We start from the raw sequence: 16,037 nt of genomic DNA, 5'->3' as shown, positions 1-16,037 counted from the left end.
TGCTCCCGATGGCGGTGTATCAGTAACCAATCAGTTGGCTGACACACTGCTATCGGGAGCAAGCCCCCTCCCACTTTTGGTACGCGTAAGGGTTGTCAGTCTTTTTTTAGCTTGGGATTGGGGAAGAACTGCACCGCCTGCACTTTTGAATCCGCCGGCGCTTTCAATGCCGATGTATTGACCCGCGTGCCCAACTCCTTGGGCACCGAAAGCCCCTGATCATTCAACGTATCGGTATACCCGCAGGCCACGCATTCGCGGTGCGGCACGCTGTCTTCGGTCCACATTTTCAACTTGTCCGGCTCACTGCACGCCGGGCAGACCGCCCCGGCGATAAATTGCTTTTTGGTAATCACAGGCGCTTCACTCATGCTGCCGCGTCCTCACTCAGGCCGCTGTGGCGCAAGAGTGCGTCAATCGACGGCGCCCGTCCGCGGAAGTCGACGAACAGCACCATCGGCGCCTGGGAACCGCCACGCGCCAGGATCGCTTCGCGAAACGCACGCCCGGTCTGGGCATTGAGCACACCGTCTTCTTCGAACTTGGAGAAGGCATCGGCCGAAAGCACTTCGGCCCATTTGTAGCTGTAGTAACCCGCCGCATAACCACCGGCGAAGATGTGCGCGAAGCTGTTGGGGAAGCGGTTGTAGGCCGGCGGACGCATCACCGAGACTTCATCACGTACACCTTCAAGCACCTGCGCCACGCTGCGGCCATCGCCATGAGTGGCGTGCAGCTCAAAGTCGAACAACGAGAACTCCAGCTGACGCACCATCATCAGGCCGGACTGGAAATTCTTCGCCGCGAGCATTTTTTCCAGCAGATCCTGGGGCAGGGGCTCGCCGGTTTCATAGTGGCCGGAGATCAGCGCCAGGCCCTCGGGCTCCCAGCACCAGTTCTCCATGAATTGGCTCGGCAATTCCACCGCATCCCACGCCACGCCGTTGATCCCGGATACACCGGCGTGCTCGACGCGAGTCAGCAGGTGATGCAGGCCGTGGCCGAATTCGTGGAACAGGGTGGTGACTTCATCGTGGGTGAGCAGCGCAGGCTTGCCGCTGTCGGCTGGCGTGAAGTTGCACACCAGGTTGGCGACCGGGCTTTGCAGCACGCCATCGACGGTGCGACGACGATCGCGGGCACCGTCCATCCAGGCACCGCCACGCTTGTTGGCGCGGGCATACAGGTCGAAGAAGAAGCGCCCGACGTGCTCGCCATTTTCTTTGATTTCAAACAGGCGAACGTCCGGGTGCCAGGTGTCGAAGCCCTTCTGTTCGGCAATCTCGATGCCGTACAGGCGTTGCACAATGGCAAACAGGCCGCCCAACACCTTGTCGATCGGGAAGTAAGCACGCAGGGCTTCCTGGGACACGCTGTAGCGCTGCTCACGCAATTTTTCGCCATAGAAACCGCTGTCCCAGCTTTGCAGGTCGGCGCAGCCTTGTTCGGCGGCGTAAGCCTTGAGCTGTTGCAGATCCTGTGTGGCGAACGGCTTGCTGCGTTTGGCCAGGTCCCGCAGGAAGCTCAGCACCTGGTCGCTGGAGTCGGCCATCTTGGTCGCCAGGCTCAGCTCGGCGAAGGACGCGTAACCCAACAATTGGGCCAGTTCCTGACGCAGGTCGAGAATCTGTTCCATCACCGGGCCGTTATCGTTCTGACCGGCATTCGGGCCCTGGTCCGACGCACGGGTGCAGTAGGCCGCGTAGACCTCTTCACGCAGGGCGCGGTCCTGGGCATAGGTCATCACGGCGTAATAGCTGGGGAATTCCAGGGTGATCAGCCAGCCGTCGAGGCCCTTGGCCTGGGCGGCGGCAGCCATTTGCGCCTTGGCCGAGTCGGTCAGGCCGGCGAGGGTGGCTTCATCGGTGACGTGCTTGGTCCAGGCCTGGGTAGCGTCCAGCAACTGGTTGGAGAATTTGCTGCCCAGCTCGGAAAGCTTGCTTTGCACTTCGGCGTAGCGCTTTTGCTGCTCCGGCGGCAGGTCGATACCCGACAGGCGGAAATCGCGCAGGGAGTGTTCCAGAATGGTTTTTTGCGCCACGTCGAAACCGGCGGCCTCGGGGCTGTTGGCCAAGGCGTCGAAAGCCTGGAACAGTTCACGGTTCTGGCCCATCTCGGTGGAGTAGGCACTCAAGGCGGGCAGGCAAGCCTCGTAGGCTTCACGCAACTCGGCGCTGTTGCACACTGCATTGAGGTGGCTGACCGGGCTCCAGGCAGCGCCAAGGCGGTCGTTCAGTTCATCCATGGCCAGGACCAGACCGGCCCATGTCGGATTTTTGCCCTGGCTTTGCAGGATGTCTGCGATAGCCACACGGTTGTCGGCGAGGATCTGTTCGATGGCCGGCTGGACGTGCTCGGCACGGATCGCCGAGAACGGCGGCAGGTCGTAGGACTGCAAAAGAGGGTTGTTCGCGCTCACGGTTGGCACCTTGGCTGAAGAAACATGTAAGAACAAAGATGGGGCCATCTTAATTACAATCAACACCCACCGCAGCTATCAGCAGAAGAGAGAGAGGCTATCGTGACCCTTCGCACCTATCAGAACCACACGCCAACCCTGGGCGCCGGGGCTTTTGTCGATATTTCGGCGGTGGTGATCGGCGATGTCGAAATCGGCCCCGACAGCTCGGTTTGGCCGCTGACCGTGATTCGCGGCGACATGCACCGCATCCGCATCGGCGCACGCACCAGTGTGCAGGACGGCTGCGTGTTGCACATTACCCATGCAGGGCCGTTCAATCCTGATGGTTTCCCGCTGCTGATCGGCGACGACGTGACCATCGCCCACAAAGTCATGCTGCATGGTTGCACGGTGGGCAACCGCGTCTTGATCGGCATGAGCAGCATCGTGATGGACGGCGCCGTGGTCGAGGACGACGTGATCATCGGCGCCGGCAGCCTGGTGCCACCCGGCAAGAAACTCGACAGTGGTTTTTTGTATGTGGGCAGCCCGGTTAAACAGGTCCGCGCGCTGACTGACAAGGAGCGCGCCTTTTTCACCTACAGCGCTGCGAACTACGTGAAGCTCAAGGACCTGCACCTGGCAGAAGGATTCGATCAATGACCCTCAACCACCCAACGGTCCTCTTCGACCTGGACGGCACGCTCACCGATCCGCGTGAGGGCATCACCCGTTCGATCCAGTACGCCCTTGGCAAATTGGGCATCGACGAACCTGACCTGACCAAGCTTGAACACTTCATCGGCCCGCCTCTGCTGCAAGCGTTCATGCACTTCTACGGTTTCGACGAGGCCAAGGCCTGGGAAGCGGTGAATTTCTACCGCGAGCGCTTCAAGGTCACCGGGCTGTATGAAAACCGCGTGTTCGACGGCGTGATGCCATTGCTGGAGGAACTCAACAGCCAAGGGCGCCAACTGTACGTGGCCACCTCCAAGCCATGGGAATTTGCCCGCGAGATTGCGCGGCATTTCGACTTTGCCAAGCACTTCAAGGTGATTTACGGCAGCGAACTGGACGGCACGCGTACCAACAAGGTCGAGTTGATCGCCCACTTGATCCGTGAGGAAGGGCTGGACCCGGCCACAACCTTGATGATCGGTGATCGCAAGCATGACCTGATCGGCGCACGCAGCAATGGGTTGGATTCGGCGGCGGTAGGGTATGGGTTCGGCAGTTTTGAAGAGTTGAGTGCCGAAGCGCCGACCTGGCACTTCGAGACGTTGGCACAGATGCACCAGGCATTTTTGCAGCGCTCTTGAAACCGCTTTCGCGAGCAAGCCCGCTCCCACACTTGAATGTGTTCACATATCAAAATGTGGGAGGGGGCTTGCCCCCGATGAGGCCCTAACGGCCAACCCCTTCCAACTGCCTCAACGCCGCCTTGCGCTGCGCCACCGGCAACCCGCCCAACCTCTCCACCGTCTTATAAAACCTCACCCAATCCCCACCCTCCTGCGCAAACAACGCCGCAAACGCCGGCACCCACCGGTCATACAGCCCGAATGGCAACAGTCGCGCATTGTTCATCGGCTGGTTGATCCAAGCGTCATAGCGCTTGTCGCCACCCCATTGGCTATCACGCATCTGCCGGTATTCAGTGCGCAAGCGCTCGAACTGCGCGGCCTTGGCCTGCCGCATCACCTGCGCCGCCAACGGCTGCGCATACAACGCCTCCAGGCGTTTGCGGGTATCGAGAATCAGCCGGATGAATTGATCGCGTTGCTTCAACGCCGCATCGCTGACAGGCGCCAGGCCCCGTGCCGCCCGCCACTGACGGGTGCCTTCCTGCTCGACGAACGTGGCGAATGACTCGTTGAACTCGGTGTCATCCTTCACGTAGAAACGCTGGTGGGCCAGTTCGTGGAAGATCAGAGTCGCGAGGCGCTCATCACCCCAACTCATCATCGAACTCATGATCGGGTCGTTGAACCACCCCAGGGTGGAATAGGCTTCGACGCCACCGATCGACACGTCCATGCCTTGTTGCCGCAACAGCGCCGCCTCGCCACGCGCCGCGCCTTGGTTGTAGTAGCCGCGATAGGCAACGCAACCGGCGATGGGAAAGCAGTGGTTTTCAGGAGCCAGAGAAAATTCCTGCGTGGCGAAGACATTCCAGACCACATAGGGCCGGCCGATATCGGCGTATAACCGGTAGCTTTGATTATCAGGCAGATGCAAGTGCTCACTGGCAAAGGTGCGAGCTTTTTGCGATTGCACGAGATGCTCGCGCAATAGTTGAGGGCGAGTCTGGTCGGCGATAACTTCGGCAACCGGCTCACTGGCCCGCAATAACTGCCACTGACCGCTCGCCAACTGACTGTAATAACTGACGCTGGAACAACCGCTGAGTAGCACAACCATCAACCCTGGAAGAAAACACCTGATCATGCACCGACTGCTCCTGGGTGATTTATTCGCCAGACTATCGCGCTTGAACGGGATTTTTCCATGGCGCGGCATGTTTATACTCAAGGCTCTTCTCGCGTTGAGTACCTGCCATGCGTCAGTTTCCATTGCCCGTTGCCGCCCTCCTGCTCAGCGCTTGCACTTCGGCCCCCATCCCGCCTGTCGACCCGCAACAGGCCTGGGTGGATTTCACCACGCCGACGCCGGGCTCCAAATTGGTCATGGCTCAGCGCCTGGACGGGAAAAACCTCAACGACGGGCGCTTCTTCCAAATGCCTCCCGGCCCTCACGAGCTGATGGTGCGCTTTGACTTTGAAGTGCCCGCCGGCGGCGGTTTGGGGGGCCTTAGCCAGATGATGTATCGCACCTGTTTCATGACCCTGCAGTACGACCATTTCCAGGCCGGCCAACGCTATGTGCTCGAAGGTCGCTCGCTCGCGTTCACGCCCAACATCCGGCTGTATGACTCAGCGCGCCAGTTGCTGGCCGAAGAACGCAGCGTCAACTGCATCTGAGTCAGTCATTGTTTTTCTGATAGATGATGCGCTTGGTACCGTTTTCGCACGAACCGACGATCATGGCGCTGTCATGGTTCTCGGCTTCTTCGGCAGTGATGATTTCCAGGGTGTAGGACGGAATCGCCTTGGCCTGGATCTTCACTTCGATTTCTTTCCTGAGCTCTTCACAATCTTTTGGCGCGGCCACGGCCGAAGTGGCCAATACACCGCAGATGATTGCCAAGGCAAAACGTTTCATGTGTGTAGCTCCCTGAATGCGCTGCGCACGAGTGTGCGCCTAGGCTGCATGGGCTATTCGACCACATTTTACAAACACGAGTTCTGATTTAACGCACAACTGAAAATGTGGGAGCGGGCTTGCTCGCGAATACGGAGTGTCAGTCCCCGAGATATCGGCTGATCCACCGCATTCGCGAGCAAGCCCGCTCCCACACAAGAGTACTGCTGTGTCAGTTGACCAGCGTGGCATCCAAGGTGATGGTTGCATTCAGCACTTTGGACACCGGGCACCCTTCCTTGGCTTTTTTGCTCAGTTCATCGAACTGCGCCTGGCTCGCGCCCGGGATCTTGGCTTTAAGGATCAGGTGCACGGCAGTGATCGCGAATCCGCCCTCGACCTGGTCCAGGGTCACTTCGGCCTGGGTATCAATGCTGTCAGCCTTGAGCCCGGCATCGCCGAGAATCATGGAAAACGCCATGGAGAAACAGCCGGCGTGAGCTGCGCCGATAAGCTCTTCAGGGTTGGTGCCCTTGCCGCCTTCGAAACGGGCCTTGAAGCCGTAGGGCGCTTCGCGCAGCACGCCGGTTTCAGTGGATATGGAACCCAGGCCTGTCTTCAGATCACCTTCCCAATGCGCGGATGCCTTTTTAACGATACTCATAGCTTTCTCCTCGAACGGTGGTTTTGCGTCAGTAAGGGTTCTGAGGATAGACCCGTGGGCAAAGTTCACCTTGTCGGAGAAACCTAGCAATACAGTAGGAAATTTCGGAGCCACCTATTGAATCTCGGGTATATGCCCTCATTGCATAGAGTATGCACATGCAGCGGCAGGTTTTAGCTCGTTTAAAAAAGCCTGTACGCCCTATTGGAGAAGCAGGCTGATGAAATCGCTGTCCGACGTAAAGTTTTCGACCCTCGACCTGGTGCCCGTGCGTGCCAATGGCAGCCCGGCGCAATCGCTGCGCAATTCCCTGGACTTGGCCCAACACGTGGAAAAGTTCGGCTACAACCGCTTCTGGGTGGCTGAGCACCACAATATGGACGGCATCGCCAGTTCTGCCACTTCAGTATTGCTCGGCTATCTGGCTGGCGGCACCTCGACCATTCGTGTCGGTTCTGGCGGCGTCATGCTGCCTAACCACGCGCCCTTGGTGATTGCCGAACAGTTCGGCACTCTGGAAAGCCTCTACCCCGGCCGTATCGACCTGGGCCTGGGCCGCGCGCCCGGTTCTGACCAGATGACCGCTCGCGCCCTGCGCCGTGAACGTTCCGGCAGTGCCGATGACTTCCCCGAAGACGTAGCCGAACTCATGGCCTACCTGGGCCCGCGTACGCCCGACCAACGGGTGATCGCCGTACCGGGCACGGGCACCAATGTGCCAGTGTGGCTGTTGGGTTCGAGCCTGTTCAGCGCGCAATTGGCCGGTGAGCGTGGCTTGCCCTACGCCTTCGCCTCCCACTTCGCACCGCGCCTGATGCATGAGGCGATTCGTGTGTACCGCAATCACTTCAAGCCTTCGGCGGTACTGGACAAGCCCTACGTGATGCTCGGCATTCCACTGGTGGCAGCCGATACCGACGAACAGGCCGATTACCTGGCCACCTCGGTGTACCAACGCATCCTCGCGCTGATGCGCGGCCAGAGCCTGGTGCAGCGCCCACCGGTAAAAACCATGGACGGCTTGTGGCTGCCCCATGAAAAAGACGCGGTGGGTAGCTTCCTTGGCCTGGCCATGGTGGGTAGCCCGGCGAAGATTCGCGCCAAGCTGGAGGTGTTGATCGAGCAGACCGGCGCCGATGAGCTGATTTTTACCAGTGACCTTTATGAGCACGCCGACCGGATTCATTCCTACGAGCTGCTGGCACAGGTGATGAAGGGCTGAAATCCAAGCGAAAAAAACCGACGCACTTGCGTCGGTTTTTATGTCTGGAGCACGGAATCAACCGCGCTTGTAGACAATTTCCTTGGTGTCGCCGCCGCACGTCCCTACGACGTCACCACCCGCTGCGGCACCTTTATCTACGATTTCCAAAGAGTAATGCGGTACGCCCTTGGCATCGATTTTCGCTGCGATCTCGCTTTTCAGCTCCTCACAGTCCTTGGCTGCCATCGCCGTACCCGCAATGCTCAACAAACCCACCGCCAACAGAAACTTCTTCATCCGTTACTTTCCTTGCGCTGATCAAAAAGAGCGTGCCAACGCTCATCGCATCGGCACGCATTCGTTGTAGCGCAGGTTATGGCAATCGGCCAGCGGGCAAAGTTCAACTGAGCGGATTAACTACTCGCAATTCGGAACCCCACTTTCAGCGTGACCTGGAAGTGCGCGGCCTTGCCATCCTTGATGTGACCACGGGTTTCAGTCACCTCGAACCACTCCAGGTGCTTGATGCTTTTGTTGGCTTCAGCCAGAGCATTGTTGATTGCGTCTTCGATGCTGGTGGTGGAAGAGCCCACCAGTTCGACTTTCTTGTAGGTGTGATGATCACTCATGGCGTTTCTCCTATAGGTCGTCAATCAAGACTAGCAGCGAATGTGCTTACTGCTTCTGGCGACCGCTGGGAGGTGAAAGTTCAGAATTACTGCACTTTCTGAAACCGGCGCAGTCGGTATCTACACACGCCACTCAATCACTTCAGGAGATGTCCACATGGCCAACACTTCTTTACGCAAAGCGTCGCTGGAAAGCATGGAAGCCGAGATTTCGAGCCTGCTCAAATCTTTGGAGAGCCTCAAGGACGACGCGTCCGATGAGTCGCGCAAAACGCTGAAGGCCCTGAAAAGCAATGCCGAGAACGCCCTCAAGCACTCTCGCCACCTGATCAGCGACGCCTATGAAGAAAGCAAAGTCAAAATTCGTGAAACCAGTGCTGCCACCCGTGACTATGCACAAGAGCACCCATGGACTACCGCCGGCGTTGCCGTAGGTGCACTGGGCTTGCTGGCAGCCTACCTGCTGTGCAAGCGCGGTGACTGATTGACCGGTTACACCGGTTGACGCAACAGCTCAGCCTTGAGCCATTGCGCCAACTGCCCGGCGCGCCCGTCTGCGGCGCGCTTGGGTAGCCACAACGCCAGGTGCGCCGGGGTTTCGCTGAAGCCCCACGGCGCCACCAGGCGACCCGCTTGCAGGTCCTCTGCCACCAGTGGTTCTGGCGCAATCGCCACTCCCAATCCTGCTACTGCCGCTTCCAGCAAATAATACAAGTGCTCAAACCCCTGGCCGAGTTTCAACGCGCCGGGCTCGATGCCGTGTTGCCGCGCCCAACTGGGCCAGGCCTGGGGTCGTGAGGTGGTGTGCAACAACGCTTCGCTTACCAATGCCGTTGCTGGAGCCTGACGCAACTGTTCAAAACCTGCGAAACGAGGGCTCAACACCGGGCCGATGCGCTCGCTGGCCAGCTCGTACACCTGCATGTCGGCCGGCCACGGCGGCTCGGCGAATAGCAGCAAGGCGTCCAGGCCTGGCCGCCGGGGGTCCAGATCGCCTTCGCCCGCCGACAGGTGCAGGCGCAAATCTGGCAAGTCCGCATTCAAGCGCCCCAGCCGGGGGATAAACCAGCGCGCCAGCAAACTGCCCGAACAGCCGAGCACGAAGGGCGCGTCGACGCCGCTTTGGGAGAGTTCGGCGCACGCGTCCCGCAGCCGCTCGAAAGCCTCCACGCTGGCATCCCGAAGCCGTACGCCTGCATCTGTGAGTTTAAGGCCACGTCCATCCTTGACGAACAGGCTCACACCCAAATGTTCTTCCAGTACTTTCAACTGCCGGCTGACCGCACCGTGGGTCACGTGCAGTTGCTCAGCGGCTTGGCTGACGCTACTGAAGCGGGCGGTGGCTTCAAAAGCACGCAAGGCATTGAGGGGTGGTAGGTCGCGGCTCATCTGTGAGTTTTCCTGACAGGTTACGGCGATCTTATCGGTTTTCAGGCCAAAGCGTCAGGGGTAGAGTGGCCGTCATTGCCTCTCAACACACATTCATTCCTGGAGCGCCCCATGACCCAGTCCCAGACCGATCTACGCAACGGCCCTGACGCCAACGGCCTGTTTGGTGCGTTCGGCGGCCGCTACGTGGCTGAAACGCTGATGCCGTTGATCCTCGACCTGGCCCGTGAATACGAAGCGGCCAAAGTGGATCCAGCGTTCAATGAAGAGTTGGCCTACTTCCAGCGCGATTACGTCGGACGCCCAAGCCCGCTGTACTTCGCCGAACGCCTGACGGAGTTCTGTGGCGGCGCCAAGATCTATCTCAAGCGCGAAGAGCTGAACCACACCGGCGCGCACAAGATCAACAACTGCATCGGCCAGATCCTGCTGGCACGGCGCATGGGCAAGAAACGCATCATCGCCGAGACCGGTGCCGGTATGCACGGCGTAGCCACCGCTACGGTTGCCGCACGCTTCGGCCTGCAATGCGTGATCTACATGGGCACCACCGATATCGAGCGCCAGCAGGCCAACGTGTTTCGCATGAAGCTGCTGGGTGCCGAAGTGATCCCGGTGGTCGCCGGCACCGGCACCCTCAAAGACGCCATGAACGAAGCCCTGCGTGACTGGGTGACCAACGTCGACAGCACCTTCTACCTGATCGGCACCGTGGCCGGCCCGCATCCTTACCCGGCCATGGTGCGCGACTTTCAGGCCGTGATCGGCAAGGAAACCCGCACCCAACTGCAAGCCCAGGAAGGCCGCCTGCCGGACAGCCTGGTGGCGTGCATCGGCGGTGGCTCCAACGCCATGGGCTTGTTCCACCCGTTCCTGGATGACACCAGCGTCGAAATCATCGGCGTCGAAGCAGCGGGCCATGGCATCGAAACCGGCAAGCACGCCGCCAGCCTCAACGGCGGCGTACCCGGCGTGCTGCACGGCAACCGCACCTTCCTGCTGCAGGACGACGACGGCCAGATCATCGACGCCCATTCGATTTCCGCCGGCCTCGACTACCCCGGCATCGGCCCTGAGCACGCCTGGTTGCATGACATCGGCCGCGTCCAGTACACCTCGGTAACTGATGACGAAGCCCTGGATGCATTCCACAAATGCTGCCGCCTGGAAGGGATAATTCCTGCGCTGGAAAGCGCCCACGCCCTGGCTGAAGTGTTCAAGCGCGCACCCACCCTGCCCAAGGATCATCTGATGGTGGTCAATCTCTCGGGCCGTGGCGACAAAGATATGCAGACCGTGATGCATCACATGGAACAGTCCAAGCAGGAGAAACACTAAATGAGCCGCCTGCAAACCCGCTTTGCGCAACTCAAGGAACAAAACCGCGCCGCCCTGGTGACCTTCGTCACCGCTGGCGACCCGGGTTATGACGCCTCGCTGGCGATCCTCAAGGGCTTGCCGGCCGCCGGCGCCGACGTGATCGAGCTGGGCATGCCCTTCACCGATCCGATGGCAGACGGCCCGGCGATTCAACTGGCTAATATCCGTGCGCTGGACGCCAAGCAAAACCTGGCGAAAACCCTGCAAATGGTCCGCGAGTTCCGCACCGACGACAGCGACACCCCCCTGGTGTTGATGGGCTACTTCAACCCCATTCACAAATACGGTGTGCCGCAGTTTATCGCCGATGCGAAGGCAGCCGGCGTCGACGGCCTGATCGTGGTCGACATGCCACCTGAGCACAACGGCGAGTTGTGCGACCCGGCTCAGGCCGCGGGCATCGACTTTATCCGCCTGACCACGCCGACCACCGATGACGTACGCCTGCCGACGGTGCTCAACGGCAGTTCCGGGTTTGTGTATTACGTGTCGGTAGCAGGCGTGACCGGTGCCGGCGCCGCCACGCTGGAACACGTCGAAGAAGCGGTCACGCGTCTGCGTCGCCACACCGACCTGCCGATCAGCATCGGTTTCGGTATTCGTACACCGGAACAAGCTGCGGCCATTGCGCGCCTGGCCGACGGTGTGGTGGTGGGTTCGGCACTGATCGATCACATCGCCAATGCCGGCAGCGACCAGCAAGCGATCGATGGCGTGCTGAGTCATTGCGCGGCGCTGTCGGCAGGTGTGCGCAACGCACGCAAGTAAGCACCTGCGTTTTGATACTTGCGCTACGCTGAGGGGTGACACCACGTCACCCCAACGCACTTCCATGCCTATTGCCGTCTAACCACCCTCGCAAGCCCCCCGCATTTCTTGCTTCCCGGTCGTTAAGTTAGTTGCATCAGAAGTCATCCCTGGCTCTCAGGAGTACATCATGGCCTTTGATCTCATTACCTCTTCAGACTCCCGTCACTCAACCTTGCAAAAGGGCTTCAACCTGCGCTGGCCGTTGGGCAATGTGCAGGGTCAGTCTTCGCAAAATGGCGCCAACCTGATCTACCTCTGCCGCAGCCCACAAGACATCATTGACGCCGCCGCGCAGGCATTGGCCCTTCCCGAGGGGCGCATCACCGTACGCAGTGGTGGTCATTGCTACGAAGGCTTTGTCGCCAACAAGATGCCCGACAGTCCACTTGAGGTACTGTCGATTCTGGATATCAGTGCGTTGAACCAGGTGGTCTACGACGCCAGCGGGCAAATCGGCTCCGAGCTGGACCCCAGCGCTGCTGAACGCTATAGCTTTCGCCTGGAAGCCGGCGGACAAAACTGGGATGCCTATGTCGCGTTATACAAGCTGGCCAACAAAACCCTGCCCGGTGGTTCGTGTTATTCAGTGGGCCTTGGCGGACATATTTGCGGAGGCGGCTATGGGCTGCTGTCGCGCAAATATGGACTGGTATGTGACTGGCTCAGCGGTGTGGATATCCTGGTGCCCGACAGCCTTGGCAAAGGCCTCGAACCGCGCCACGTTTCTCGCGACAGCACCAATCAGGACGAACTGGACCTGTTCGCCGCGTGTTGCGGTGCCGGTGGCGGACAGTTCGGCATCATCACCAGCTATTACTTCAAAGACCTGCCACCGGCACCGAAAGAGGTACTGTGGCTGGTGTTGGAATGGGACTGGTCCGTACTGACCAAGCCTGCACTCGATAACCTGCTGGCGGCCTATCAATCATGGTTCGCCAGCAATCAAAGCAACACGGACACTTGGGGCCTGGCGACCAAGCTGGAGATGCGCCACCAGCACACAGGCAATGTGACCCTGGGTATTCACTATGTGGACAAGGATGGCGAACTGAACGAGCGAGCCCCTTTCGATGATTTTGTCGACAAGATGCTGACAGCCATCGGGCTACCTGCTACCGAGTCACTGGTGCCGTTTCACGTCATCCATCAGCCGCGTGGTAGCTGCGCGGGACGCACCATCAATTCATTGGAATCCGCCGAGGAAGCTACCCAACGCCTGGATTGGCTGGTATGCCAACAGACATTGAATGGCTCGGGGGACAACCAGCGTGGGCGTTATAAGTCGGCTTATCAGAAGGGCGTGTTCAGCCCTCAAGTGCTGGACGCCATCTGGACCACATTGACCTGGCCAGACCCTGATAACCACCTGACACAAAGCCTCATTCAGATTCAGTCTTTCGGTGGCCAGATCAATGCCGCCAGCGAGCCAGTGCGCAGGGAGTCGTCAGCCGCTCAGCGCTCGTCATACCTCAAGTGGCAACCGCAATGTTACTGGCGCGGCGATAGCGCCGCCTCGGATCAAGCCCATGCCGACTGGATCCGAGGGTTGTACTTCAACGCGTTCGCCGATGATCAGGGCGTACCGGTCAACGACGAGTTTGAAGGTTGTTACATCAATTACCCCGACCTCGATATGACCTACATCGGTGGCAATCCGGCCAATGGCAAAAACCCACAGTGGTACAAGATCTTCTTTCCCGACCTGATCATCGAAAGCCGCCTGCGGCGTACCAAGCAGCGCTGGGACCCACACAACATTTTCCATAACGAAATGTCGGTGCCGTAATCGCGAAAGAAGGGCGACTCCAAGGTCGCCCTTTTTTACAGCTCGATCCGCTCGACTTTACCTACAAGCAATATGTAGGAAAGTGCTCCCAGCAACGCCAGCACCGCGATGTAAGTAATCGCCGGCGCAAACGACGAACCACTGGCCAGAAAGCCAATCACGATGGGCGTAGCGATTGCCGACAGGTTACCGATGAAGTTGAACACGCCTCCGGTCAGCCCAAGCAACCGCGCAGGCGCCAAGGTCGAAACCAGCGACCAGGTGATCGACGCCAGGCCATTGCCGAAAAATGCCACCGCCAGAAACGCGATGACCCACGCCGTGGAGTCCACGTAATTGGCACCGATGATCGCCGTGGAAATCAGCAGCCCACTGATGATCGGCAACTTGCGGGCAAAGCCTACCGAGGCACCACGACGGATCAACCAATCGGAAAACACCCCCGAACACAGCACGCCCACAAAAGCGGCCAGGAACGGCAACGACGCCAACAAACCTGACTGGATAAAGTCCATGCCGCGATATTTCACCAGGTACGTCGGGAACCAGGTCAGGAAGAACCATAGCGTAGAGTTCAGGCAAAACTGCCCCAGGTAGATGCCCCAGAGTTTGCGCTTGCTCAGCACGATACCGAGGTCGACCCAACTGAAGGGTGCCTTGGCCGTTTGCGCCTGCATGTCCACCAGCCCACCACCGTCACGGATCAACTGGATTTCAGCCTCATTGGCGCCTTTGAAATCTTTGGGCTCGCGATACACCGCGTACCAGATCGCGGCCCACAGGATGCCGACGCCACCGGTAACGACAAACACCATGTGCCAGCCGTACTGGTGTTGCAGCCAAGCCAGTACCGGCGTGAGGAACGCCAGGCCGACAAATTGCCCGGAGGTGTAGACGCCGATAGCCGTGGCGCGCTCGCGCTCGGGAAACCAGGTGGTGACCACACGGCTGTTGATGGGATAGGCCGGTGCCTCCAACGCGCCAACGGCCATGCGCAACACGAACAACGCGATAAAGCTGGCGGCGAAACCGAGCATCACGGTGGCAATCGACCACAGCAGCAGGGCGGCCGTATACAGAATGCGCGGCGGCACCCGGTCTACCAGCCAGCCGCCGGGGATTTGCATGGCCGCGTAAGTCCAGCCGAAAGCGGAAAAAATAAGCCCGACCTGCACCGGGTCGATACCCAGCTCGCTGGTCAGCGCAGGCGCGGCAATCGACAGGTTGCTGCGGTCCAGGTAGTTGATCACCACGGTGATGAACAGCAGCACCATGATGAAGAAGCGCTTTCGGCTAGGCGTGACTAAAGAAGCCTGCCCGGTGTGGGATTCAGGGTGCATGGGGTGCCTCTTTTTATGTTTGTTGAGGACAAAACGTGCTGAAGGAACGCGGTCAATGTGGGAGCGCATTCCTTCAGATAAAAATCACCACTCGGCAAAACTGCCGTCGGCGTGGCGCCAGATCGGATTGCGCCAGCGATGGCCGATAGCCGCGCGCTCAATCACGTATTCCTCGTTGATCTCGATGCCCAGGCCCGGGCCGTTGGGGATCTTCACAAAGCCCTGGTCATAGTCGAACACGCCCGGGTCGCGCACGTAGTCGAGCAGGTCGTTGCTTTCGTTATAGTGGATACCCAGGCTTTGCTCCTGGATAAATGCGTTGTAGCAAGCCGCATCCAGTTGCAGGCACGCTGCCAGGGCAATCGGGCCCAGCGGACAGTGCAGGGCCAGGGCCACGTCGTAGGCTTCGGCCATGTTGGCGATCTTGCGGGTTTCGGTAATCCCGCCTGCGTGGGAGGCGTCCGGCTGGATGATGTCGACGTAGCCTTCGCTGAGCACACGCTTGAAATCCCAACGCGAAAACAGGCGCTCGCCCAGGGCAATCGGCGTACTGGTCAGCGGCGCCAGTTCTTTCAATGCTTCGTAGTTTTCGCTGAGCACCGGTTCTTCAATGAACATCAGTTTGTAAGGATCAAGCTCTTTCATCAGCACCTTGGCCATGGGCTTGTGCACGCGGCCATGGAAGTCGACGCCGATACCGACGTTAGGGCCCACCGCATCGCGCACGGCAGCGACATTGGCCAGTGCCAGGTCGACTTTGTCAAAGCTGTCGAGGAACTGCAGTTCTTCGGTGCCGTTCATTTTCACCGCAGTGAAGCCACGAGCCACGGCCTCTTTGGCTGCACGGGCAGTGTCGGCGGGGCGGTCGCCACCGATCCACGAGTACACGCGAATCTTGTCACGCACCTGGCCGCCCAGCAGATCGCTGACCGAGACGCCCAGCGCCTTGCCCTTGATGTCCCACAACGCCTGGTCGATACCGGCGAGGGCGCTCATGTGCACGGCACCGCCGCGATAGAACCCGCCGCGATAGAGCACCGTCCAGATATCTTCAATATTGCGTGGGTCTTTGCCGATCAGGTAGTCGGACAGTTCTTCGACGGCGGCGGCCACTGTGTGAGCGCGGCCTTCGACCACGGGCTCACCCCAGCCAGTCACGCCCTGGTCGGTTTCGACCTTGAGGAAGCACCAGCGCGGCGGGACGATAAAGGTCGTCAATTTGGTGATTTTCAT

The 16,037-nt window shown here is 59.5% G+C and carries 18 protein-coding genes; 8 read left to right on the top strand and 10 right to left on the bottom strand.

The window, feature by feature from the left end; all coding sequences use genetic code 11:
* Positions 1-95: 95 nt before the first annotated feature.
* Both E3O56_RS02415 and prlC read right to left on the bottom strand, forming a co-directional pair.
* Positions 96-371: a YheV family putative zinc ribbon protein gene (locus tag E3O56_RS02415; protein ID WP_248127758.1), complete on the bottom strand. Its 276-nt coding sequence runs from the start codon at positions 369-371 to the stop codon at positions 96-98.
* On the bottom strand, positions 368-2,467 hold the full coding sequence (gene prlC, locus E3O56_RS02410) for an oligopeptidase A (protein WP_177327405.1): 2,100 nt from the start codon (positions 2,465-2,467) through the stop codon (positions 368-370). Before prlC ends, E3O56_RS02415 begins: the two co-directional genes overlap by 4 nt.
* 54 nt (positions 2,468-2,521) lie before the next feature.
* On the opposite strand from prlC, the gene E3O56_RS02405 reads away from it, so the two are divergent.
* Positions 2,522-3,064 (top strand): gamma carbonic anhydrase family protein, encoded by a 543-nt coding sequence (locus tag E3O56_RS02405; protein WP_005783413.1) that lies wholly within the window; start codon positions 2,522-2,524, stop codon positions 3,062-3,064.
* Positions 3,061-3,720 carry an HAD family hydrolase gene (locus E3O56_RS02400; RefSeq protein WP_103734086.1) on the top strand — a complete coding sequence of 220 codons (660 nt, stop codon included), beginning with the start codon at positions 3,061-3,063 and terminating at the stop codon, positions 3,718-3,720. The genes E3O56_RS02405 and E3O56_RS02400 overlap by 4 nt, the downstream gene beginning before the upstream one ends.
* Positions 3,721-3,805: 85 nt before the next feature.
* Here E3O56_RS02400 and E3O56_RS02395 read toward each other — a convergent pair whose 3' ends face one another.
* On the bottom strand, positions 3,806-4,849 hold the full coding sequence (locus E3O56_RS02395; protein WP_248127756.1) for an aminopeptidase: 1,044 nt from the start codon (positions 4,847-4,849) through the stop codon (positions 3,806-3,808).
* A 110-nt stretch (positions 4,850-4,959) separates the two neighbouring features.
* Between E3O56_RS02395 and E3O56_RS02390 the strand changes: the two genes are divergently transcribed.
* On the top strand, positions 4,960-5,382 hold the full coding sequence (locus E3O56_RS02390) for a hypothetical protein (RefSeq protein ID WP_005783410.1): 423 nt from the start codon (positions 4,960-4,962) through the stop codon (positions 5,380-5,382).
* Between the two features lies 1 nt (position 5,383).
* On the opposite strand, the gene E3O56_RS02385 is transcribed toward E3O56_RS02390, so the two are convergent.
* Together E3O56_RS02385 and E3O56_RS02380 are read right to left on the bottom strand one after the other, a co-directional pair.
* Entirely contained in the window at positions 5,384-5,623 is a 240-nt protein-coding gene (locus tag E3O56_RS02385; protein WP_005783409.1) for a DUF1161 domain-containing protein, read from the bottom strand.
* A 211-nt stretch (positions 5,624-5,834) separates the two neighbouring features.
* Entirely contained in the window at positions 5,835-6,266 is a 432-nt protein-coding gene (locus E3O56_RS02380; RefSeq protein ID WP_003187311.1) for an OsmC family protein, read from the bottom strand.
* A gap of 220 nt (positions 6,267-6,486) precedes the next feature.
* Between E3O56_RS02380 and E3O56_RS02375 the strand changes: the two genes are divergently transcribed.
* Positions 6,487-7,488 (top strand): LLM class flavin-dependent oxidoreductase, encoded by a 1,002-nt coding sequence (locus tag E3O56_RS02375; protein ID WP_078822708.1) that lies wholly within the window; start codon positions 6,487-6,489, stop codon positions 7,486-7,488.
* A 57-nt stretch (positions 7,489-7,545) separates the two neighbouring features.
* On the opposite strand, the gene E3O56_RS02370 is transcribed toward E3O56_RS02375, so the two are convergent.
* On the bottom strand, positions 7,546-7,767 hold the full coding sequence (locus E3O56_RS02370) for a DUF1161 domain-containing protein (protein WP_032878581.1): 222 nt from the start codon (positions 7,765-7,767) through the stop codon (positions 7,546-7,548).
* Between the two features lie 116 nt (positions 7,768-7,883).
* On the bottom strand, positions 7,884-8,099 hold the full coding sequence (locus tag E3O56_RS02365) for a dodecin (protein ID WP_005783406.1): 216 nt from the start codon (positions 8,097-8,099) through the stop codon (positions 7,884-7,886).
* A 157-nt stretch (positions 8,100-8,256) separates the two neighbouring features.
* Between E3O56_RS02365 and E3O56_RS02360 the strand changes: the two genes are divergently transcribed.
* A complete protein-coding gene (locus tag E3O56_RS02360) occupies positions 8,257-8,583 on the top strand; it encodes a DUF883 family protein (RefSeq protein WP_003187304.1) in 327 nt (108 codons plus the stop codon).
* Positions 8,584-8,591: 8 nt separating this feature from the next.
* Here E3O56_RS02360 and E3O56_RS02355 read toward each other — a convergent pair whose 3' ends face one another.
* Positions 8,592-9,488: a LysR family transcriptional regulator gene (locus E3O56_RS02355; RefSeq protein WP_248127754.1), complete on the bottom strand. Its 897-nt coding sequence runs from the start codon at positions 9,486-9,488 to the stop codon at positions 8,592-8,594.
* Positions 9,489-9,599: 111 nt separating this feature from the next.
* On the opposite strand from E3O56_RS02355, the gene trpB reads away from it, so the two are divergent.
* The 3 genes from trpB (at position 9,600) to E3O56_RS02340 (ending at position 13,464) form a co-directional block, all read left to right on the top strand.
* Positions 9,600-10,826 (top strand): tryptophan synthase subunit beta, encoded by a 1,227-nt coding sequence (gene trpB / locus E3O56_RS02350; RefSeq protein WP_005783404.1) that lies wholly within the window; start codon positions 9,600-9,602, stop codon positions 10,824-10,826.
* Entirely contained in the window at positions 10,827-11,636 is an 810-nt protein-coding gene (gene trpA, locus E3O56_RS02345) for a tryptophan synthase subunit alpha (RefSeq protein WP_005783403.1), read from the top strand. It abuts the gene before it with no gap.
* Between the two features lie 169 nt (positions 11,637-11,805).
* The gene (locus E3O56_RS02340) at positions 11,806-13,464 is read left to right on the top strand and encodes a BBE domain-containing protein (protein WP_248127752.1); all 1,659 of its coding nucleotides are present in this window, start codon (positions 11,806-11,808) and stop codon (positions 13,462-13,464) included.
* Positions 13,465-13,499: 35 nt separating this feature from the next.
* Here the strand turns inward: E3O56_RS02340 and E3O56_RS02335 are convergent, their stop codons facing one another.
* Positions 13,500-14,804, bottom strand: a complete 1,305-nt coding sequence (locus tag E3O56_RS02335) for an MFS transporter (protein ID WP_078822703.1) — start codon at positions 14,802-14,804, stop codon at positions 13,500-13,502.
* Between the two features lie 84 nt (positions 14,805-14,888).
* A complete protein-coding gene (gene dgoD / locus E3O56_RS02330) occupies positions 14,889-16,037 on the bottom strand; it encodes a galactonate dehydratase (protein ID WP_005783400.1) in 1,149 nt (382 codons plus the stop codon).

This window comes from Pseudomonas sp. W2Aug9, from assembly GCF_023127755.1.
Classification (GTDB): domain Bacteria; phylum Pseudomonadota; class Gammaproteobacteria; order Pseudomonadales; family Pseudomonadaceae; genus Aquipseudomonas; species Aquipseudomonas synxantha_A.
Note: the sequence above shows the minus strand (reverse complement) of the source record. Positions and strands in the feature narration are given on the sequence as shown.